18 protein-coding genes are annotated in these 20,525 nt (G+C 68.3%); all 18 read left to right on the top strand.

Features of this window, described 5'->3' with window-relative positions; all coding sequences use genetic code 11:
• Positions 1-17: 17 nt before the first annotated feature.
• The 18 genes from BUC15_RS04470 to BUC15_RS04385 all read left to right on the top strand — a co-directional run bounded on the left by BUC15_RS04470 (position 18) and on the right by BUC15_RS04385 (position 20,500).
• Complete coding sequence (locus BUC15_RS04470; protein ID WP_073186339.1) at positions 18-983, top strand: bifunctional DNA primase/polymerase; 966 nt, start codon at positions 18-20, stop codon at positions 981-983.
• On the top strand, positions 983-1,660 hold the full coding sequence (locus tag BUC15_RS04465; RefSeq protein WP_073186338.1) for a DUF2637 domain-containing protein: 678 nt from the start codon (positions 983-985) through the stop codon (positions 1,658-1,660). The genes BUC15_RS04470 and BUC15_RS04465 overlap by 1 nt, the downstream gene beginning before the upstream one ends.
• Positions 1,657-2,118: a hypothetical protein gene (locus BUC15_RS04460; protein ID WP_073186337.1), complete on the top strand. Its 462-nt coding sequence runs from the start codon at positions 1,657-1,659 to the stop codon at positions 2,116-2,118. The genes BUC15_RS04465 and BUC15_RS04460 overlap by 4 nt, the downstream gene beginning before the upstream one ends.
• Positions 2,119-2,209: 91 nt before the next feature.
• On the top strand, positions 2,210-3,058 hold the full coding sequence (locus BUC15_RS04455; protein ID WP_073186336.1) for a hypothetical protein: 849 nt from the start codon (positions 2,210-2,212) through the stop codon (positions 3,056-3,058).
• Positions 3,055-4,032, top strand: coding sequence for a ParB N-terminal domain-containing protein (locus BUC15_RS04450; RefSeq protein ID WP_073186335.1), 978 nt, complete (start codon positions 3,055-3,057; stop codon positions 4,030-4,032). Before BUC15_RS04455 ends, BUC15_RS04450 begins: the two co-directional genes overlap by 4 nt.
• A 36-nt stretch (positions 4,033-4,068) precedes the next feature.
• Positions 4,069-4,794, top strand: coding sequence for a hypothetical protein (locus tag BUC15_RS04445; RefSeq protein ID WP_073186334.1), 726 nt, complete (start codon positions 4,069-4,071; stop codon positions 4,792-4,794).
• A gap of 13 nt (positions 4,795-4,807) precedes the next feature.
• Complete coding sequence (locus tag BUC15_RS04440; protein WP_245787887.1) at positions 4,808-6,439, top strand: M23 family metallopeptidase; 1,632 nt, start codon at positions 4,808-4,810, stop codon at positions 6,437-6,439.
• Between the two features lie 10 nt (positions 6,440-6,449).
• Complete coding sequence (locus BUC15_RS04435; protein WP_073186332.1) at positions 6,450-6,716, top strand: DUF6112 family protein; 267 nt, start codon at positions 6,450-6,452, stop codon at positions 6,714-6,716.
• A gap of 109 nt (positions 6,717-6,825) precedes the next feature.
• Positions 6,826-7,095 carry a DUF6112 family protein gene (locus BUC15_RS04430; protein WP_061942653.1) on the top strand — a complete coding sequence of 90 codons (270 nt, stop codon included), beginning with the start codon at positions 6,826-6,828 and terminating at the stop codon, positions 7,093-7,095.
• Positions 7,096-7,133: 38 nt separating this feature from the next.
• Positions 7,134-8,495 (top strand): conjugal transfer protein TrbL, encoded by a 1,362-nt coding sequence (locus BUC15_RS04425; RefSeq protein WP_073186331.1) that lies wholly within the window; start codon positions 7,134-7,136, stop codon positions 8,493-8,495.
• 6 nt (positions 8,496-8,501) lie between these two features.
• Positions 8,502-9,974: an SCO6880 family protein gene (locus tag BUC15_RS04420; RefSeq protein WP_073186330.1), complete on the top strand. Its 1,473-nt coding sequence runs from the start codon at positions 8,502-8,504 to the stop codon at positions 9,972-9,974.
• A 66-nt stretch (positions 9,975-10,040) separates the two neighbouring features.
• Positions 10,041-10,538: a hypothetical protein gene (locus BUC15_RS04415; protein WP_073186329.1), complete on the top strand. Its 498-nt coding sequence runs from the start codon at positions 10,041-10,043 to the stop codon at positions 10,536-10,538.
• Positions 10,535-12,034 carry an ATP-binding protein gene (locus BUC15_RS04410; RefSeq protein WP_073186328.1) on the top strand — a complete coding sequence of 500 codons (1,500 nt, stop codon included), beginning with the start codon at positions 10,535-10,537 and terminating at the stop codon, positions 12,032-12,034. The genes BUC15_RS04415 and BUC15_RS04410 overlap by 4 nt, the downstream gene beginning before the upstream one ends.
• Positions 12,031-12,306 (top strand): hypothetical protein, encoded by a 276-nt coding sequence (locus BUC15_RS04405; protein WP_073186327.1) that lies wholly within the window; start codon positions 12,031-12,033, stop codon positions 12,304-12,306. The genes BUC15_RS04410 and BUC15_RS04405 overlap by 4 nt, the downstream gene beginning before the upstream one ends.
• A gap of 88 nt (positions 12,307-12,394) precedes the next feature.
• Entirely contained in the window at positions 12,395-12,865 is a 471-nt protein-coding gene (locus tag BUC15_RS04400) for a hypothetical protein (RefSeq protein WP_245787886.1), read from the top strand.
• Complete coding sequence (locus BUC15_RS04395; protein WP_073186325.1) at positions 12,862-14,652, top strand: TraM recognition domain-containing protein; 1,791 nt, start codon at positions 12,862-12,864, stop codon at positions 14,650-14,652. The genes BUC15_RS04400 and BUC15_RS04395 overlap by 4 nt, the downstream gene beginning before the upstream one ends.
• 239 nt (positions 14,653-14,891) lie before the next feature.
• On the top strand, positions 14,892-15,425 hold the full coding sequence (locus BUC15_RS04390; RefSeq protein ID WP_245787885.1) for a hypothetical protein: 534 nt from the start codon (positions 14,892-14,894) through the stop codon (positions 15,423-15,425).
• Between the two features lie 59 nt (positions 15,426-15,484).
• Positions 15,485-20,500, top strand: a complete 5,016-nt coding sequence (locus BUC15_RS04385; RefSeq protein ID WP_217652110.1) for a helicase — start codon at positions 15,485-15,487, stop codon at positions 20,498-20,500.
• Positions 20,501-20,525: the final 25 nt, after the last annotated feature.

Raw genomic sequence — 20,525 nt, 5'->3', positions numbered from 1 at the left:
GGAAGGGAGGCCTGGCGATGGCTGAGGTACGCGACGCTCGCGCGGCGCACGATCTGATCGCGCGTCGGGCCTCGGCGGTCGCTGCGATCTTCTACCGGCTCGGCGAGAGTGTGCCGCTGCCACTCGTCGCGCGCGAGCTGGCCCGTCTCGATGTGCCGGTGTTCCCGTGCGCGCAAGGCGGGAAGCGTCCGATTCCCGAGCGCGGTTTCCACGAGGCGATCACCGATGCCGGGCAAGTGGAGGCGTGGTGGCGGCAGCGGCCTCGCGCGAACCTTGCCATCCCAACCGGTGCAGCCTCGGGTGTGGTCGTCGTCGACGTTGACGTACACAAGGTCGACGGGTACGCCGCGTTCGGACGCGCCGCACGCTCCGGGCTGCTGCCGGAGCCGTTGGCGGTCGTGACCACGCCCACTGGCGGCAGGCATCTGTATTACCCCGCGGACGCTGGGCGCGAGCAGCGGTCGTGGCAAGTGGGCCGAGCGGGTATCGACTTTCGGGGTGACGGCGGCTACATCATCGTGCCTCCCTCGCAGCGCACGATCGACGGTCACCCGACTTCATACCGAGTCGAGGCCGTTGCCGGAGGGCTGGTGGTGCCGCTGGCGGCGCAGCGGCTGCGCGACTTCCTCGACCCGCGCCCGAAGTACGTGCCCGCGCCGGAACCACCGGGCGGCTGTCCGCTGGACGTTGCTCGGCTCGCTTCGCAGGTGGCTCGCAGGCCCGAGGGCGAACGCAACCTGGGGTTGTTCAAGGCCGCGTGCCGTATGGCCGAGCACGGCCACTCGCCCCGCGAAGCGCTCAACGCGCTCGGCCCGGCAGCGGGCCAGTCCGGTCTGGGCGAGCACGAGATCACCCGAACAGTCGGTTCGGCGTATCGCCACGTCAGCACCTACGGGCCGCGTCGTCGCGCCCCGGTACGCCAGACGGGTTCCGGGTTCGCCCACAACGAGCCGCCGGTCTCGGTGAGTGGTCGGGGGCTGTGATGAGCGCGCGACGACCGGCATGGGGTTGGGCGGTAGTTACCGCCGCGACCGGCACTGTGCTGATTGGTATCGGCGCGTTCTGGCTCTCATTCATGGCTCTGGCAGACCTCGCGGCCCGGTCGGGTATCGCGCCGGGGCAGGCGTGGATCTGGCCTTTGCTCGTGGACGGCTTGATCGTGGTCTCCACCATCGCAGTTGTCGCTCTCGATGGTCGCAGGGGTGCCTGGTATCCGTGGGCGCTGCTGATCTGCGGGGCACTCGTCTCGGTGGCTGCGAACGCTCTGCACGCGGTCGTCGCTGCGGATGCCAGCGTGCCCGCGATGCTCGCCGCGACAGTCGCTGCGGTGCCGCCGCTGGTGCTGCTCGCCAGCACGCACCTCACCGTCGTCCTCACCCGCTCGACCGCCGCGCCGCCGAGCACGGCGCAGGCACCGTCCGAGCTACCCGCTGCGACAGAACCCCTGGCCGCGATCGAGTCCGAAGCAGCGCCGGACGCCGAGCCGGAGGCCGAGCTGGTGCTGGGGCGGCGTGAACGTGCCGCTTGGCTGCGCGAGGCCGGGTGGTCGAACAAGGCCATCGCCGACGAGCTCGGCGTACACGCCTCGACGGTGGGCCGTTGGTTTGCCCCGCCGGTCGAGGAACCGGAAACCACAACAGAGATGGAGACAACATCATGAACATCGACCCGCGAGAGCAGGCACACGGGTACGAGGACTGGCGCGTCGAGGATGTGCCCGAACCGGAGATGCCGGAAGACCGCAGCGAGGTTCGGCAGGTGCCCGAGGCGGTCGCCGCCGCCGACGTGACCCAGCGCAAGAACACCACGGTCGAGACCCCCACGACTGACGAGACGGCCGATGCAGCTGAGGCGGCAGAGGTCGAGCAGAAACTCGAGGAACACCGGGCGCGCGGTATCGAGTGGGTGCGGCCCACCGATCTGATCGCCCGCAACACGGCATCGCTGGCCGGGCGGGGCATCGACATGGAAGTCGAGATGTCGCGCAAGGCTCGCGAACCACTCGTGGCCGGGATGCGGAACCTCGGTGACCGGGCCAAGCGGCTGTCGCCGCTGTCGGCGTTCGGGCACGGCGCCCAGCACCACGCGCCGATCAGGGCTGCGGTCGGGAAGTCGTGAAGCGGTGAATGGCGATGACTCGACAACTAACGCCCGACCGCCCCCGACACGACGGCCAGCCCTGTGCACCTCACCATCAGGAGGTGCCATCATGACGACCCGCACGGCATTCTGTGAACCGGAAGACTTCACCCGCAGCGAGGGCTTGCGGACTCTGCTGAACCGATTGCACGAAGGCGGCCCCGGCGCGTGGCAGTCCGACCCGGTGGTCGCTGACCTGATGGCCTACGCCGCCGACAAGTACGGGGCGCTGGCTCGCAAGCACGGCCTCGACCCGTGGGAGGCAGCCAGTGCCGCGTTCGATGTGATGCGCACCAAGGCCGCGCGCACCGCGAACGACCCCTGGGGCGTGGTCACCCACGCGGTGCAGATCACCTGCATCGCCGAGGAACGTGGGCAGGGCCTGTTGTGCTCGGTGCATCAAGCGCGGCGTCCGCACTACTCGGCGTTCCACGACGCCGAGCGGCTGTCGGATCGGGAGAACCCACTGACGGACTACCACTCGGCGTTCCACGTCACCGACCCCGACCCGCTCAGCACCGAGGAACCATCGAGTTCGACGGCGTGCTGCTCGGCGGGCTCAGCGGTCGAAGACGCCATCGCACTGTTTACGCTGCTGGGCTGGCCCCCGCATATCGCCCGAGCCGGGGTCGAGCACATCTGCCAGGCGCTCGCCCGAGCAGGAAGCCGCCAAAGCGCCTATGAAGCGCTGCGACGCGACAAGCACGCCCGCGCCCTGCTCGACGTGAACAGCACCGCGTGGACAGCGCTGCTGAAAGCGCTGCTCGGGCATCCCAGCCCGGCTTACGCCGCGACCGCTGCCGGGCGAGGCATCCTGCTGCGGCTGCTGATCGGTGAGAACCTGCGCGTCCTGCTGCGCGACGACGATCTCGTGCTGATGATCTCGCTCGCGGCCCCAAAGCGTGGGGGCCGGTCATGAGCAGGCACACCGGGCACATCGAACTCGACCGCACCGTCGAGTCCATCATCGTCGGCAACCGTCACCGCACCGACCTGGGCGACCTGACCGCGTTGGCGGAGTCGATCGCCCGTGACGGCCTCCTGCAACCGTTGACGGTCACCATCGACGGGGTGCTGGTGTGCGGGGCGCGGCGGCTGGCGGCGATCAAGCTGCTCGGCTGGCGCACGGTGAGCGTGTGGGTGCGCTCGGGCGTCTCGGGCAGGCTCGGTCACCTGTTGGCCGAGCAAGACGACAACATGCTCCACAAAGACCTCACCCCGAGCGAGAAGACGGCGCTGTACCGGGAACTGAAGACCCTGATGGCCGAGGATGCCGCGCGCAGGCAAGCGGCGACACGGTTCAGCGCGGAGAACCAGCCCGGAACTGACGGTGCGGGAAAGTTTCCCGCACCGTCAGAGCAGACCGGGCGGGCCAGCGAGCAAGCCGCCGCGATGATTCCCGGCGGCGCGTCCTACAAGACGCTCGACAAGATCGACTACCTGCGGCACGTCGCCGACGACGCCGCCCTGCCCGCTACCGTGCGCGGCGACGCCGCTGCCGAACTGAAACGCATCGACGCCGGTGCCCCGGTGCATCCCGGCTTCGAGCGCATCCGCGCCGCTGTCACCGACGCCGCAGACGAGGACGCCGATCTGGAGTCCGTGGCGCGTGAGTCCATCGCCCGCGCCCAGGCAGGACAGAACAACCCTGCCCCGGCCCCAGCAGGCGAGGCCGAGCCTGCGCGATGGCCGGTGCGCGCGTTCGTCGCCACCTGGAGCGAGCTTGACGACTGGTGGACGCACTACGACGCCGAAATCCTGGCGAACGACCTCACCGACGAGCAGATCGCCTCGTTCCTGGCGACCGCTGACGGCACCAGCACGTTCGCCGACGAACTACGCACAGCGCGCCAGTCGCTGGACAGCCCACGCAGACATCTCCGGGCGCTTTAACCCTTGTCGGGTGCGCGGGCGGCGCACCTGGGAGTCATGAAGACGACTCCCGATGATCCCGCCCGCACCCGCCGCCGACTGATCTCCTTCGTCTGCGCCGGGGTCGCGTTCCTCGTCCTGGCCGCGATCGGCATCTACGGGCTGGTGACCGGCCCGAACGACGCCGCCCCGTCACCCGATGAGCCACCGTCGCCGATTCGCATCGACCCCGACTCGTTGCTTCCGCGTCTGCCGGTGATCGCCCCGTCGACTGACGCAGAAGAGTTCGCGCGCGATGCCGCGCACGCACTGTTCACCTGGGATACGGCCAGTGGGTTTCTGCCGCTGGATTACACCGCCGTGCTGCTGGATGTGGGCGACCCGACCGGGAACGAGCAGGCGGGCCTGGCCTCTGACCTCGCCGCTTATCTGCCGTCGCGTGACGCCTGGGTGGATCTGCGCGAGTACAGCACGAGCCAGCACCTGACCATCACCGACGCCTACGTGCCCGAGCAGTGGGCGCAGGCAGTCGAGCAAGCCCGGCCCGGCCAACTCCCGGTCGGGGCGACCGCCATCACGATCGAAGGCACCCGGCACCGCGAGGGCATCTGGAACGACGAACCCGTGACGTCGGAGCATCCGGTGGCGTTCACGATCTTCCTCGCCTGTCCACCCGACGACCCGCCGACCGGCAGCCGCAACAAGACCGGCACACCCGAGGCGGGTGCGGTGCCGTCCTGCTACCTGCTGCGCCTGTCGATGCTCGACCAGCCGCTGCGCTGAAACGGAGGACATGATGAAGAAAGCAGTCATCGCCCTCGCTGCCTTGCTTCTGCTCGGCCCATTCATCGCGCTGGTCGGGATCGGGGTGTTGATGAACCCTGCCGCGAACGCCGCCTGCACGATTGACGGTTCCGGCATCACCGTGGGGAACATCCCCGATGAGTTGACCGCGACCACCGCGAACGGCGAGAGGATCACGCTGAACCGGCAGCAACTCACGCACGCGGCCACCATCATCGAGATCGGTTCCGGCATCGACGGGGTGGGGCGCGACGGCATCCAGATCGCGCTCATGGCCGCACTGACCGAATCCACCCTGCGGATGCTGTCGAATACCTCGGCCTATCCCGAGAGTGCCGACTACCCGAACGACGGCAATGGCGGCGACCACGACAGCCTGGGTCTGTTCCAGATGCGTCCGCAGTCGGGTTGGGGAACGGTCGCCGAACTCATGGACTCCACGTATCAAGCGCGGGCGTTCTACGGCGGGCCGGACGGCCCCAACTACCCGTCGCCGCGTGGCCTGCTCGACATTCCCGGCTGGCAGCAGATGGGCAAGGGCGAAGCGGCGCAGGCCGTGGAGGTCTCGGCCTACCCCGACAGGTACAACAACTACGAGCCTGTAGCGGCCACGATCCTCACCACGCTCATCGGCTCCGGTGGCCCAGCAGCTGCGACCGACCCTTACTTGGTCACAGCAGGGCAGGTCACGGAGTCCTCGCGGGTCGTGTTCCCCCTGCCCGAGGGCACCTGGGTCGTCACCAGCGAGTTCGGGCATCGCAGCGACCCCTTCACCGGCGAGACCTCCTATCACTCCGGCCTCGACCTCGGCGCAGCTGACGGCACCCCCATCCTGGCCGCCGCTGACGGCACGGTGACTGTGGCTGAGTTCTCGGGCGGTTACGGCGGTCTCATCATCATTGAGCACACCATCAACGGGCAGAGCGTCGCCACCGCCTACGCGCATATGTGGCAGCACGGCATCCACGTCTCGGTCGGAGACCGCGTGAGCGCTGGCCAGCACATCGGCGACGTCGGATCGAGTGGGCGAAGCACCGGAGCACATCTGCACTTCGAGGTTCGACCCGGCGGCACCAACGGCGAACAGATCGACCCGGCCGCGTGGCTGAACCAGCACAACGCCGCCGACCTCCCCGAAGCCGAGGTCGGGCCTCCCAACGGCTGCGGGGGCACCAATGGAACCGCCGGTGACCTGGCACCGTTCGACGGCGACGACCCGAACCGGATGGTCGACGATCCGACCTCGAACGGGCAGATCACCGCCCGGATGCTGCACCTGTATGAGCAGACCCTCGCCCAGTTCCCCGACATCGGGTGGGGTTGCTACTCGCCCCGGCCCGGCACGCAATCGGAGCATCCCCTGGGGCGTGCCTGTGATCTGACGTTCGGCAACGCGATCGGTCAATACCCGACCAGCGAGCAACTTGCCTACGGATGGCAGGTCACCGATTGGATGCAGACTCACGCCGAAGCTCTCGGCGTCGAGTACCTGATCTGGCAGGGCAAGATCTGGTCGCCCGGGCGTGATGCCGAAGGGTGGCGTCCGTACAACGGCGGCGGGATGCACGACCCCGACAACGTGACGGGTGGGCACTACGATCACCTGCACGTCACGGTGAGATAGGCGGCCGGTCATGGATGTGTTTCCCGACTTCGACGGACTGGCTGGTATCGGCGACCTACGGGAGGTCGTCGGGGCGTTGCTGATGTTCGCGCTCGTGATCGCGGTGCTGATGCTGATCGTCTCGGCGATCATCTGGGCTGTCTCATCGAGCACCGGCAACTATTCCGCCGCCTCCAAGGGCCGTGTCGGAGTGCTGGTCTCCCTCGGCGGGGCCGTGCTCGCCGGTGCAGGAGTTGCGTGGATGAACTGGCTGATCGGCGTCGGCCAGCAACTCTGACCCGCCCGGCTTCTGAGCGCCCGCCCCGTCCGGGCGGGCGTTTCTCGTGTGTGGCAGCGGGGAGCACCTGATGGCAGAACCATCCATCGCCTCGTGAAGGAGAACTGCCGTGATCGACATCGACCCTAACTCCAGCGGCTTGCCGGGAATCGAGCAGCTGCGCACCATCGTCGGCGCGGTCATGACCGTGGGCCTGATCCTGTCCGTTCTGGCGCTGATCGTCTCCGCGATCATCTGGGCCTACGGCTCCAACTCCTCCAACCCGCATCTGGCAGGCCGGGGCAAGATCGGCGTCTTGGTCTCGTGCGGTGCCGCCGTCGTCTGCGGCGCATCCGTCACGCTCATCAACTTCTTCTGGGGCGTCGGCCAAACCGTCTGACCCGGCCCATCCATCTCCGAACCACAAGGAGGCTCGTGATGGGCGTGTGCGATATCCCCGTCATTTCCAGCGTCTGCGATGTTGCCGGTGAAGCCGCCGCGTCGTTGATCTCGGCACCATTCGACTGGCTCGCCAGCGCGATGGGCGAAGCCGCCGGCTGGCTCTTCGAGGCCGTGTGGACGGTCTTCGACTCAACCACGCTGGTCGACGTCACCAGCGGCGAGTACGTGGGCGTGTACAACCTGATCTTCGGTATCGCCGTGTTCGTCATGTTGCTGTTCTTCTGCCTGCAACTCATCACCGGCATGATCCGCCGAGAACCCGCCGCCCTCTCCCGAGCCGCCCTGGGCTTGGCCAAGAGCGTGCTCGGCTCCTTCGTGGTCATCACCCTCACAGCCCTGCTGCTGGAGATCACCGACCAGCTCGCGGTCGGCATCATCCAAGCCGCAGGCGAGACCACCGAGACGATGGGCGACAAGATCGCCATCCTCGTTGCCGGGCTGACCGCGCTAAACGTCGGCGCTCCCGGTGTCGGAGCGATTCTGACGATCTTCCTCGCCTCCCTCGCCATCGCAGCCGCCGCGATCGTCTGGCTGAGCCTGCTCATCCGCAAGGCGCTGCTGCTGGTCGCGGTCGTGTTGGCCCCGTTCGCGTTCGCCGGTGCCTCGTGGGATGCCACACGCGGGTGGATCTCCAAGTGGGCGATGTTCGTCATCGCGCTGATCCTGTCCAAGCTCGTACTCGTCGTGATCCTGCTGGTCGCCGTCACTCAGGTGTCGGCCCCGATCGACGGCGACCTGTCGAACATCGCCGACCCCCTCGCCGGGGTCGTGCTGATGGCGCTGGCCGGATTCGCGCCGTACATGACGTACCGGTTCCTGTCGTTCATCGGCTTCGACCTCTACAACTCGATGGGAACCGAGCAGGATGCCAAGAGCGCACTCAACCGGCCCCTGCCGACGCCGGGCAAGCCGCAGGGCGGCGACCCGAAGAAGGTGCTCGACGAAGGCAGCAAAGGCGGCGACAAGAAACCCAGCGGCGGAAGCGGCGGAGCTGGGGGTGGCCCCAAGGCGAAGCCCACGCCTCCGCCGTCCTCGGCGGGCGGTGCTGGCGCAGGTTCGGGTGGTTCCGCCGGAGCAGCAGGTGCCGGTGGTGGTGCGGCGGCGGCCGGGCCGATCGCTGCCGGAGTCGTGGCGGGTGCCGCTGTGGTCAAAGCAGCCGCGACCGCCGGGCCGAAAGCGGGCCAGGCGCTCGCTGGTCAAGCCGATCAAGCCGCGTCCGGTGCCGAGCAGTCAGGGCAGGCCCCGGTCACCCCGCACGCGCCGCCGCCGTCGCAACCGCTGCCGAAGACCCCGACCAGTTCCCCGCCACCGCCGAAGCCCACGCCGACGAAGGAGTGACCTGCCATGCCCAGCACTGAAACGGCCCACGAGCACAGCGGGGGCGAGCTGGTTCCCGTGAAGTTCTCCCGCCTCACCAGGCGCGGCATCCTGCTCGGCCTGTCGCTGAGCCAGCTGATCACCCTCGGCGTCGGTGGGGCGAGCCTCGTGGCCGCGTTCTACGGCGGCGGCGGTGTCCTGTTCCTCATCACCGCGCCTATCTGGGTGCTGGCGGCTGCGATCACCTGGATTCCGGTCGCGGGCCGCCCGCTGGTCGAGTGGCTGCCGGTGGCCTGCTGGTGGCTGTGGCGTAGCACCGGGAGGCAGCTGGCTTACCGGCGCAGGATCGTCACTCCACGCCCTGCCGGGACGCTCGCGCTGCCCGGCGACATGGCGAGGTTGCGCGAGTACACCGACCCCGAGACCGGGGCCGGGATGGTGCACGACCCGACCGCCGGAACCCTCACCGTCGTCACCGAGATCACCCATCCGGCATTCGTGCTGCTCGACCCCGGCGAGCAGGAACGCCGGGTGACCGCGTGGGGCCGGGTGCTGGCGACCGTGTGCCGCTCGGGTCGGATCGCTACCCTGCAAGTGCTGGAACGCACCCTGCCGGACTCCGGGCAGGGTTTGGCCGAGTGGTGGGCCGCGCACGGCACCGCTGACGGCTCGTGGGCGGCGACGACCTATCAGGAGCTGATCGACCGGGCCGGGCCTGCCGGGGAGCGTCACGCGACAACGCTCAGCCTGAGCCTGGACATGCGCGCCGCTGCCCGCCAGATCCGCACCGCTGGCGGCGGCATCAAGGGCGCAGCCGCCGTGCTGCGGCAGGAGATGGGCACCCTGTCGGCGGCGCTGCGCTCGGCAGACCTGACGAGCAAGGGGTGGCTGGGCACGGGGCAGATCGCGGTCATCCTGCGCTCGGCGTATGACCCGGCTATCGCCGCGACGCTGGAACGCCACGGCGACCTCGGCCACGACCTCGCCACCGCAGGTCCGGTCGCGGTCACCGAGTCATGGGGGCATCTGCGCAGCGACTCGGCCTATCACTGTGTGGTCTGGATTTCGGAGTGGCCGCGCTCGATGGTGCATCCGGGGTTCCTCTCACCCGTGCTGCTCAGTAGTGGCATCCACCGGGCGTTCTCGCTGATCTGCACCCCGCTGCGCACCGATCAGGCCGCGCGCGACATTCGCCGCAAGAAGACCGAGTACATCAGCGACGCCGCCCAGCGTGCCCGCATCGGGCAGATCGAAGACGCCTCCCAGACCGCCGAGTACCACGACGTGCTCCAGCAGGAGGCAGACCTCACCGCCGGGCATGGCGTGCTCCGCTACACCGGCCTGATCTCCGTCTCGGCCCACTCGCTCGAGGAACTGGAAGCGGCGGTCGCCGCGATCGAGCAGGCCGCCATCCAAGCCTCCTGCGAGACCCGCGTGCTGGTTGGCCAGCAGGCACAGGCGTTCACCGCCGCCGCGCTGCCGCTGTGCCGAAAGGTATGAGCCGCAAGGTCTGAGCCGTCGAGCGCACCTCCCAACCATCCGCACCGATACTTCAGGAGGCCCGACATGCCCACGTTCAACGACCCGACCGCCGACGCGGCCGAAGCCCGTCAAGCGTTGCGAGGTCTCGCGCACGCCACCTTGCGCATCGACGACCCCGACAAGCTCTACGGCATCGTCGGGGAACTGCTCGGCGCGACGCGCTCGCTCGAACAGTCGCTCATCCAACTCGGCGGGGCCAGCCTCACCCATCAAGATCGCGCCGCCCACGACGACGGTGACCTGGGCCTCGGCGCTGCCGACGCGTGGGCCGCCGCCGACGCACTCCGTCAGGCCGCAGGGCATGTCAGCGCCGCCGAGAGCGCACTCGATCAGGCATCCGGGCACCTGGGTCGGATCGCCTGGCAGCGCCCGCAGAGCATCGGCCCTGCGCAGGACGCGGTGAACGCCGAGGCCGCGCGGCGTGCGCTCGATGAGCGCCGGAACCGGGTGCGCGGCGACGAGTCATGGTTCACCCCTGACCGCATCGCGGACATCAAGCGCGACCGGGGGCTGGGGCGATGAGCCGCAGCGATGATGAGAAGCTGCACGCCTCGGTGCTGGTCGCCCCCGCCAGCGAGCGGCGACGCTACCGCAAGCAGCGACGCCAGGCCGCGAACCAGCTGCACCGCGAGCAGCGGCAGCAGCGCATGGACGAGGCTAAGGCCCGAGCGGAAGCGGAGAAGGCCGAGCGCGCCGCACGCCAGTATCTGCCCGCCGCAGGCGAACCCGGCCCGTCGATGCTGCGCACACCGGGCCGCTTCCACCTGCCCCGGCACCAAGACACCAGTGCCACCTTGTCCGGCGCGTACCCGTTCGTCGCCGAGGGTGGCCTCGGCTCGTCCGGCGTCTTCGTCGGTCAAGACCTCTACAGCGGCGGTTCGTTCGTGTACGACCCGTGGGTGCTCTACGCCAACGGCGTCATCACCGCACCGAACGTCGTGCTGGCCGGAATCGTCGGCTCGGGCAAGTCCTCGCTCGCCAAGTCGCTCTACACACGTAGCCTGCCGTTCGGGCGGCGCGTGTATGTGCCGGGCGACCCGAAAGGCGAACATACCGCCGTCGCGGAAGCCGTCGGCGGACGTGCGATCGCGCTCGGGCACGGCATGGCGAACAGGCTCAATCCCTTGGACGAGGGCTACCGGCCCTCCCACTTCACCGACACCGAGTGGGAGAGCACCGTGACCGCGCGCCGCCGCGACCTCATCGGCGCGCTGGCCGAGGTCGTCCTGGGCCGTACCCTCACACCGCTGGAGCACACCGCGATCGACACGGCGCTGACCGCGACCGTGCGCGAGAACGCGGTGCCGATTCTGCCGATGGTCGTTGACCGCATCCTCACTCCGTCCGACGACAGCGACGGGCGGTTGACTGAGGATGGCCGTATCGTCGGTCACGCCTTGAGGCGGCTGGTTGCCGGTGACCTCGCGGGATTGTTCGACGGCCCCTCGACCGTGCAGTTTGACCCGACGCTGCCGATGATGAGCCTCGACCTGTCGCGGGTGACGGAGAACAGCACGCTCATCAGCGCACTCATGACCTGTTGCTCGGCATGGATGGAATCAGCGCTGCTCGACCCGGCGGGCGGGCAACGGTGGGTGATCTACGACGAGGCGTGGCGTCTCATGTCGCACCCGTCTCTGTTGAAGCGGATGGACGCGCACTGGCGGCTCGCCCGGCACTACGGCATCGCCAACGCCTTGATCTTCCACAAGTTGACCGACCTGGAGAACGTCGGCGACGCCGGTTCCGCGATGCGCTCGCTCGCCAACAGCTTGCTCGCGAACGCAGAGACGCGCGTGATCTACCGGCAAGAGAGCGACCAGCTGAGCGTCACCGCCAAGACCCTCGGCCTGACGACCACCGAGCGGAAGCTATTGCCCTCGCTCGGCGTCGGGCAGGGCCTGTGGCGCATCAAGGAACGCAGCTTCGTCGTGCAGCAGCAGTTGCACCCTGCCGAGCTGGAACTGTTCGACACGAGCGCCAGAGCATCGGGGCTGACTCCCGGCGGCACCCCATGAACAACGACGAACCGCTGACGCACCTGACTGTCATGAAACAAGACTCAGCATCCGCGTTCTCTCTTCGCCCTGCTGCGCCCTACGAGATCGAAGGGCGCATGTTCGAGCCTGGGGAGACCGTCGGCGTCGCCGTTCTGCTCCGTAGCGCCGAGGCCGACCGACACGGCGAGGTTCACGCAATCATTACTGCCGCCGACCTTCCACCTCGTTGGGAAGCCCTGGCGCTCATCGGATACGACACCGGAACGCTCAACTACATCGACCCCCGCTGAGCCTCAGACACCTGAACGGGCTGGCGGAGCGCACCTCACACGCATGAGGAAACCATCCGCCCATGCCCCTGTTCCCGCTCCGGTGTCGATGCCGGTGATCCGCCTTACCGTGCATGAGGACGGCACGATGAGCGCCACGGTTGACGGGGAGCCTCTTGCCCCGCCGGTCGCCGAGGGTGCATGGCGGCGCGGTTCGTTTGCGCGGATTGTCGATCAGGTCACCGCTGAGCGGATGATTCCGGCGCGGGTCGAGGTCACCGAGGCCGATGGTTCGACGTTCACCGACATCATCACGCCCACCGCCCGCAAGAACACTCCCGCGCAGGCCCTGCCGGAACCCGAACCGGCGGAGGTGCCCCGGCTGCTGGAAGTGACCGGGGAAGGCTTCGTGCCCGGCGAGGACATTGCGGTATGCCGCATCCTCCGGCATACCGACGCCACCGGCACCGGCACGGCCCGCGCGCTCATCGACCTGGCCCACGATCATCTCGACCTCGGCTGCGAGGTGGTGCTCGTGGGGCGGGTCTCGGGCACGTTCGTCGTGCGGAGCCTGTCATGAGCACCCCGGCACCGGGCAGGCAGACCGGCTCGTTCGGTGACGAGCTGACCAACGCTGTCATGATCGCCCTGATCGGGGTGTTCGCGCTCGCGCTGCTGCTGCGCGGGTCCGGGTCGGTGGCGGCGTTCCTCACTGGCACCGCCCAGCCCGTAGCCGGCCCCGCCGCCGGGGTCGGTGTGCTGTTCAACCCCGGCGACCCGGCGACCGCGCTGGAGGCCGAGGGTCTGAACGTCGTCGCCTATTGGATTGTTGCGGTCGTGCTGCTGGGGCTGCTGGCGGCGGCGATCATCTGGGTCTGGACGCTGCTGCGCCGCCAGTCGCGCAAGAGTGTGCACGACCCGCACCGACTGGTCGGCATCGCCACGAAACACGATGTCGCCGCAGCCGCGTCGACCAAGGCGCTGCTGGGGCGGGCTGCGAACCTGCGCCCTTCGCTGGCACGCCCGGCACCTGCCGATGTGGGTTACCGGCTCGGCACCTCCCACGGACGCGACGTGTGGGCGTCGGTGGAGGACTCGATTCTGCTGATCGGTCCACCCCGCTCGGGCAAGGGCCTGCACATTGTCATCCCCTCGATTCTGGATGCGCCCGGCTCGGTCGTGGTGACCTCGACCCGCCCGGACAACCTCACCGCGAGCCTGCGCGCGCGGCAGCGCGTCGGCCCGACAGCTGTGTTCGACCCGCAGCATCTGGCCGAGGGCATCCCCGCCGGGCTGCGCTGGTCACCGATCAGGGGCTGCGAAGACCCGCTGACGGCGATGATTCGCGCCACCGGCCTGGCATCAGCGACCGGCCTGAGTTCGGGAGGCGTGGAGGGCGGCGGGTTCTGGGAGGGCAAGACCCGCTCCGCTCTACAAGCGCTGCTGCATGCGGCCGCGATCGACCACCGGCCGCCCTCGGAGTTGTTCCGGTGGACGCTCGATCCGACCGCCGCCGCCGATGCGGTGGCGATCTTGACGAACAGCCCGCTCGCGGCGGGCGGCTGGGCCGAATCGTTGGAGGCGATGATCGACGCCGACCCCAGGACGCGCGACTCGATCTGGCAAGGCGTGTCGCTGTCACTGTCCGCGCTGGCGGACCCGCGCGTGCTCGATGCGGTCTCACCCGGTGAGGGCGAGGACTTCGACCCGGAGACGTTCATCGGCTCGCGCGGCACCCTCTACCTGCTCGCCACCGGCGCTGGAGCAGGGGCCAGCGCCGCGTTGGTGGCCGCGTTCGTGGAAGACCTCGTTGAAGCTGCCCGCCGGGTGGCGGCACGCTCTCCGGGCGCACGCCTGGACCCGCCCATGCTGCTCGCCCTGGATGAGATCGCCAACCTCAGCCCGCTCCCGAGCCTGCCGACTCTCATGGCCGAGGGCGGCGGCACGGGCATCACGACCATGCCGGTGCTCCAGAGCCTCGCCCAAGCGCGTGCCCGCTGGAGCGAGAACCAAGCCAACGCGATCTGGGATGCGGCGATCACCAAGATCATCCTCGGCGGCGCATCCAACTCCCGCGATCTGCAAGACCTCTCCGCGCTGATCGGCGAACGCGACGAGTTCACCGACAGCGTGACCTTGGGCGATCACGGCACCCGCTCGAATCAGCGCTCGATCAGGCGAGTGCCGATCATGCCGCCCGACCGTATCCGCACCCTCCCGTTCGGCACCGCCGTCACCATGCTGCGCTCGGCCCCGCCGATCATCACCGACCTGCGCGCGTGGCCGAAACGACCCGACGGTGACCGGCTCAAGACCGATCGCGCCGAGATCGAGGCGCTGCTGGAACGAGGCACGGATGGCACCTGAGCCGCACCTATCTCACCGACCGCTGACCCCAGGCCGCGCCCTGTGGTCACGGGCGGCAACGACAACGGCACGAGTGTGGTGGAGGTGATGGCTGATGGCCCGCAGGAGCCGCAAAGCGCCGTCCGGTCAGCTGGAGTTCGACCTGTGGGGGCTGGCCGAGCAGACCGCCGACGAGCAGATCAACGAAGCAGCCGCAACTGGGACCGGCGTGGAGGGAGAGAGGCGTGAACAAGTACGGGATGCAGGCGATGCGGCACTGGAAGACCCACGCGCCGCAACGGTTCCAGTTGATCGAGAACCCGACCCGGTTCTTCACCGAGCTGGGCCTGGAGGCGCAGGGCCAGATCACCGAACTGGCGCGACAGATCGAGACGACACCGGCATCGGTGCTGGCGAAGACGGCCTCTTCGGAGCAGACTTACTTGCAAGACGTGGCACACCGGATGACGGCGCTACGGATCGCGGAGGAGGTCGTGATGCAGCAACTCGCCTGGGTCAGCGACCCGAGCCTGCCGCTGGACGAAGCCCGGCAGGAGTGGAACCAGACCACGCCGAACGACGAGAACCTCATCATGTGGGCCGAGCGGATGCAGGACGCCCCCGACTTGATGCCCTCGACGGTCGATCTGGAGCAGAAAGCCAAAGACTGGGCCGTACCGGTCTGGTTCTTGGAGGGTCTGGTCGAAGCGGAGATCCCGAGGCGGTATCTGGAAGAGCACCAGAGCCTGCTGGCGGAGGCCGCGACGATCCGCTTCCTGCGCGAAGTCTACTAACCCCCACCGCCGACACCACCGGCCTGGACGCGGAGCCTGCCGCGCCGGGGCTGCGGTTCGTGCCCGCCACGCACGACGACCTCGCTCCCTCGGGCGCGAAAGCCAGGTTCCGGGCGAACATCGCCGCGATCGAAACCGCCCGGCTGCTCGCCGAGCAAGAGCGCCCGGCGACCGCCGATGAGCAGCAGACGCTCGCGCGCTGGTCGAGCTGGGGCGCCGTGCCGGACGTGTTTGACGAGTCCAAGACCGACTGGACAACCGAGCGCGAGCAGCTGCGGAGCCTGCTGACGCCGGACGAGTGGGATGCCGCCGCGCGCACGACGATCAACGCGCACTACACCGACCCGTTGATCGTGCGGCAGATGTGGCGGGTCATGGCCGCGCTCGGCTTCGATGGCGGCGAGGTGCTGGAACCCGGCTCAGGGCTGGGCACGTTCCTCGGCATGGCCCCCGAGACCGCGCGCATGACCGGGGTGGAACTCGACCCGGTGACCGCCGCGATCAGCCGTGCCCTGTACCCGCATGCCGAGGTGCGGGCTGAGTCGTTCGCCGACACCCGACTGCCCGAAGCGTCGTTCGATGCGGCGATCGGGAACGTGCCGTTCTCCGACGTGACCTTGCATGACCCGGTGCACAACCCGACCCGGCTCTCGATGCACAACCACTTCATCCTCAAGTCCTTGAGATTGACGCGACCTGGCGGAATGGTCGCAGTGCTGACCTCGCAGTACACGATGGACGCGCAGAACCCCGGCGCGCGCCGAGAAATGGCGATGCTCGCTGACCTTGTGGGCGCGGTCAGGCTCCCCGGCGGGGCGCACCGGCGCACGGCGGGCACCGAGGTGGTGACGGATCTGCTCATCCTGCGCCGCCGCGAGGACGGGCAGCCCCCGGCGGATGATCTGTGGGAGACGGTCACCCCGATCAGCGTGGACGGACAGGCCGCGAAGATCAACGCCTACTTCGACCACCACCCCGAGCATGTCCTCGGCACCCTGAGCATCCGGCAGGGTATGTATGGCAGGCCAGCGGTCACCGTCGACGGGGACCTCGACCGACTGGAAGCCGACCTGGCCGATGTGCTCGACCAGATCACGTTCAGCGCCCGCCGCCGAAATCTGGCGTTCACCGCGCCCACGGTGGAGCATCAGGCGCGGCAGGCCGCTCGCGTACCTTCTGCGCCGCAGTTATGGGATGGCAGCATCGTCGCCACCGACACCGGGTTCGGCACCGTCGTCCAAGGCTCTGTCGAGGCGTTGGACGTGCCGAAGTCGGCGGGACCGGAACTGCGCGCCCTGCTGGGGTTGCGCGACGGCGCGCACCGGCTGCTCGAACTGGAGGCCGCGACCGTTGATGACACCGACGAGATCAACGCGGCACGAGAGGGCCTGCATCGCGATTACCGGAAGTATGTCGGCAGGTACGCGCCGCTGAACCGGTACACGCTGCGACGCACCGGACGCACCAACGATGCCGGGGAAGACACCTATGCCCGCACGGTGCCGACCCCGATCCGGTTGCTGCGCTCTGACCCGTTCGGGGCCCTCGTGCTCGCCCTGGAGCAGTTCGACGACACCGACCAGACGGCGACCCCGGCGGCGATCATGACGCGCCGTGTCGTTTCCCCGCGCACCGAACCCCAAGGCGTGGACACCCCTGCGGATGCGATCGCGGTCAGCCTCGACCGCACCGGCAGGATCGACTTGCCGTTGATTGCCGACATGCTCGGCATGGACGAGACCGAAGCCCGGCAGTCGTTGGGCGGGCTGGTGTTCGCCGATCCGATCACCGACGAGCTCATCCACGCGCCTGCGTATCTGTCCGGTGACGTGCGCGTGAAGCTGGAGCACGCCACGGAGCGCGCCGCAGTCGACCCGGCGTTTCAGGCGAATGTCGACGCGCTCACCGAGGTCGTCCCCGTAGCGCTCGGCGTGGAAGAGATCAGCGCCCGCATGGGCGCGGTGTGGATTAGCGCCGACGTGCACGCGCAGTTCTTGAACGAGCTGCTGCGCACCCGCGACGTGAACGTGGAGAACCCGCTGCCGGGCATGTGGGAAGTCCGGGGAGGCCGTCAAGGGCTGCTGGCCACCAGCGAGTGGGGCACTGAGCGTCGCCCCGCACCGGGCATCGCCCAGGCGATCATGGAGCAGAAGACACTGCTCGTCTACGACGAGATCGAGGACGTTGACGGCAAGAAGCGTCGCGTGCTCAACCCGCTGGAGACCACCGCCGCGCAGGAGAAAGCCGACGCCTTACAGGAGCGGTTCGCCGAGTGGGTGTTTGAAGACCCTGAGCGTGCCCGCACGCTCGTGGCCGAGTACAACCGGCGCTTCAACTCCATCGTCTTGCGCGACTACACCGATGCGGGCGAGTACCTGAGCCTGCCGGGGCTGGCGGAGAACTTCACCCCGCGCCCGCACCAGCGCTCCGCCGTCGCACGCATGATCGCCGAGCCGGCTGCCGGGTTGTTCCACGAGGTCGGGGCGGGCAAGACCGCCGAGATGATTATGGGCGTCATGGAGATGCGCCGCATGGGGCTGATCGACAAGCCCGTGCTCGTGATTCCGAATCACATGCTGGAACAGTTCTCCCGCGAGTGGCTGCAAATCTATCCGCAGGCCCGGATTCTCGCCGCGTCCAGCAAAGACCTCACCGCCGACAAGCGCCGTCTGTTCGTCGCGCGGGCATCGGCGAACGAGTGGGATGGCGTGCTCATGACGCAGGGCGCGTTCGAGAAGATTCCGCTGCGCGCCCAGACCCAGCAGGCGTACGTCCAGGCCCAGGTCGACCAGATGCGGGAAGTGCTCGCCACCGCGACGGGCGAGAACGCGATGAGCGTCAAACGCATCCAGCGCAAGCTGCTCCAGCTGGAGAACAAGGTCAAAGCCCGCATCGACACCAGCCGGGATGCCGGGGTGTGCTTCGAGGACACCGGCATCGACTACGTGGTCGTGGACGAGATGCACATGTACAAGAACCTCGCCACCGACTCGAACATCCAAGACGCCGCGATCGAGGGTTCCAACCGTGCCAGCGATCTGCACATGAAGCTCGAATACCTGCGCTCCCAAGGTCGCGAACGGGTCGTCACCGGGGCGACCGCGACACCGATCTCGAACAGCGTGACCGAGGCGTTCGTGATGCAGAAGTACCTGCGCCCGGACTTGCTGGACACCGCCGGGATCGGCACGTTCGATGCGTGGGCGGCCACGTTCGGGCAGACGGTCACGCAGATGGAGATGGCCCCGACCGGCAACAACACGTTCCGCATGAAGACGCGGTTCGCCAAGTTCCAGAACGTGCCCGAGATGCTGAAACTTTGGTCGATCTTCGCCGATGTGAAGACCGCCGAGGATCTGCAACTGCCCACCCCCCAGATCGCCGAACGCGAGGACGGGCGGCGGGCACCGGCCACGGTCGCCGTTCAGCCCACGGTCGAGCTGGCGCAGTTCATCGAGGCCCTCGGCAAACGGGCCGAGAAAGTCGCCTCCCGGTCGGTGTCGCCGAGCGAAGACAACATGCTCACCATCTCGACCGATGGGCGCAAGGCCGCGCTCGACATTCGTATGATCGCATCCACCGACCCCTCCGGGCCCACCAAGGTCGATCTTGCCGCCGACAGCATCCACCGGGTCTGGGAGCAGACGAAAGACAACACCTACCTCGACCCGGTCACCGGGCAGGAATCGCCCGTGCGGGGCGCCTTGCAGTTGGTGTTCTCCGACATCGGCACCCCGAACCCGACCCAGTGGAACGCCTACGACGAACTGCGGGCACAACTCATCGCGCGCGGGATGCCGCCCGAGTCCATCCGGTACATGCACGAAGCCAAGACCGACGTGGACAAAGCCCGCCTGTTCGCTGCCGCACGTGCCGGGCACGTCGCGGTGCTGATGGGTTCCACGCAGAAGATGGGCGTCGGCACCAACGTCCAGAACCGGGCCATTGCGCTGTATCACCTGGACTGTCCGTGGCGACCCAGCGACATCGCCCAGCGCGAGGGCAGGATTCTCAGGCAGGGCAACCAGAACGCCGAGATCGGCATCGTCCGCTTCGTCACCGAGCGATCCTTCGACTCCTACATGTGGCAGGGCGTCGAGCGCAAAGCCACGTTCATCGCGCAACTCATGCGCGGAAACCTCGACTCCCGTGAGATCGAGGAAATCGACTCATCCGCGCTGTCAGCCGCCGAAGCCAAGGCCATCTCCTCGGGGAACCCGCTCTTGCTGGAGCACTCCACTGTGCACACCGAGGTCCAAAGGCTCCGCCGCCTCGAACGCGCCTATCACCGCAACGAGTCGATGCTCTTCCACGCCCGCGACCGCGCCAGCGATCACGCGCGGTGTGCCGCATCCGACATCGAAGCCCTCGAATCAGTACTGCCGCGCGTCACCGATACCTCCGGTGACAAGTTCCGCATCGAGCTACGCGGCAGCACCTACACGTCTCGTGCCGATGCCGCGCACGCGCTCAGCAGTTGGGCGCACGACTCCGATCTGAAATGGGCACCGCGCTACGCCTCCCGCGACTACGGCACCATCGGCCAGTTCAGCGGCTTCGACGTGATCGTCTCGACCAGCCACGCGCTCGGGGGCGAGCCGATGGTGAACATCCGGCTCGACGGCGTGCCGCGCAGCGGGTTCATCATGACCCGCCAGTCGTTCCTCGACGGCGGCATCGGACTCATCCAGCGCATTGAGAACCGTGCCTCCGGCATCCCCTCGCTACTCGAGCAAGCCCGCAGCGACCTCGCCAGCGCCGAAACCGAACGCGATGACGCCGAGCAGCGCATCGGCCAGCCGTTCCGCCACGCCCAGGCCCTCGCCGACGCGGAGAAAGACCTCGCCCGAATCGAAACGCAGCTGGCCGCAATGCAAGAAGACATCGACCAGACCGAAGCTGACGCGTCTCCACCCGCCGCGCAACGCCCGGAAACGGCCTTGACCGTCGAAACGATCCGAGCGCACCGACCCGCGCTCGGCGTGCGAGCCGATCCCGCCCGGACCCCGAGCAGCACCGGAGCGTTCGTCACCGCTGGCAAAGACTCGCGTGACCTTTCCCCACGGGGAATGTGAGAGCACCTGTCCTGTCACACCGGCC

This window comes from Tessaracoccus bendigoensis DSM 12906, assembly GCF_900141915.1.
Taxonomy (GTDB): Bacteria; Actinomycetota; Actinomycetes; order Propionibacteriales; family Propionibacteriaceae; genus Arachnia; species Arachnia bendigoensis.
The sequence above is the reverse complement of the archived record's forward strand: the minus strand, read 5'-3'. Positions and strand labels throughout refer to the sequence as shown.